Origin of the sequence: Szabonella alba (genome assembly GCF_016765775.1) — a bacterium.
Taxonomy (GTDB): domain Bacteria; phylum Pseudomonadota; class Alphaproteobacteria; order Rhodobacterales; family Rhodobacteraceae; genus Szabonella; species Szabonella alba.
In genome coordinates this window covers 1-1,235 of the sequence record NZ_JAESVN010000042.1, presented here as the reverse complement: position 1 = coordinate 1,235, position 1,235 = coordinate 1, and the positions used below count along the sequence as shown (strand labels likewise).

The 1,235-nt window shown below is 58.2% G+C and carries 1 protein-coding gene; it reads left to right on the top strand.

Features of this window, described 5'->3' with window-relative positions; genetic code table 11:
- The first annotated feature begins 64 nt into the window (after nt 1-64).
- Nucleotides 65-1,194, top strand: a protein-coding gene (locus JL811_RS19825; protein ID WP_202690427.1) for an IS3 family transposase whose coding sequence is annotated in 2 segments (ribosomal slippage) — nt 65-299 and nt 299-1,194 — 1,131 coding nt in all. Because the reading frame shifts where the segments join, the coding sequence is not laid out codon by codon here.
- Nucleotides 1,195-1,235: the final 41 nt, after the last annotated feature.

The following is a 1,235-nucleotide window of genomic DNA, read 5'->3' as shown; positions in this document are numbered from 1 at the left end:
CTGGACCTGTCGCGGTTTGGTGCCGCTCCTTTGATAGCATAATGTGCAGCAAAGGAGACGAACTATGGGCACGGGAAGAACGGATGAATTTCGCAAAGACGCGGTGCGAATTGCACTGACCAGCGGGCTAACAAGGCGTCAGGTTGCCGACGATCTTGGTGTTGGGCTTTCGACCCTGAACAAATGGGTGACGGCTCACCGCGACACGGATGTGGTATCGCCCGAGGATCGCGAGCTTGCGCGGGAGAACGAGCGACTTCGGCGCGAGAACCGCATCCTCAAGGAGGAGAGGGATATCCTAAAAAAAGCCACCCAGTTCTTCGCGAGCCAAAAGCCATGAGGTTTCGGTTCGTCGAAGAACAGCGTGGTGCCTTCCCGATCGACCGGCTGTGCCAGGCCATGAACGTCAGCCCGCGTGGCTTGCGGGCTTTCCGGAGCCGCCCCGCCAGCCGCAGGCAGCGCACGGATATGGTTGTTCTGGCGCATATCAAGGAACAGTCGCGTTTGAGCCTGGGCAGCTATGGTCGCCCACGGATGACCGAAGAGCTGAAGGAGGTCGGTGTCGATGTGGGGCACCGGCGCGTGGGTCGTCTGATGCGCGAAAACGGGATTACCGTTGAGAGAACGCGCAAGTTCAAGGCAACCACAGATAGCGAACATACGTTCAACATCGCCCCGAACCTGCTGGATCGCGACTTCAAAGCAGATCAGCCGAACCAGAAATGGGCGGGCGATATCAGCTACATCTGGACCCGCGAGGGGTGGCTGTATCTGGCAGTCATCCTGGACCTGCATTCCCGCCGCGTGATCGGCTGGGCTGTCAGCAATCGCATGAAGCGTGACCTGGCGATCCGGGCCTTGAAGATGGCCATCGCCTTCAGATCTCCGCCCAAAGGCTGCATCTTCCACAGTGATCGCGGCAGCCAATACTGTTCACATGACTACCAGAAGATCCTGCGCCAGCATGGCTTCAAAGTCTCCATGAGCGGCAAAGGTAATTGTTATGACAATGCGACCGTCGAGACGTTCTTCAAAACCATCAAGGCCGAGCTCATCTGGCGGCGGTCATGGGCAACCAGGCGGCAAGCTGAGATGGCAATCTTCGAATACATCAACGGGTTCTATAATCCGCGACGACGCCACTCAGCACTGGACTGGAAAAGCCCGGTCGCCTTCGAACGGAAAGTGGCCTAACGAGCACTGGGGGCGGCACAAATACGTGACAGGTCCAGACG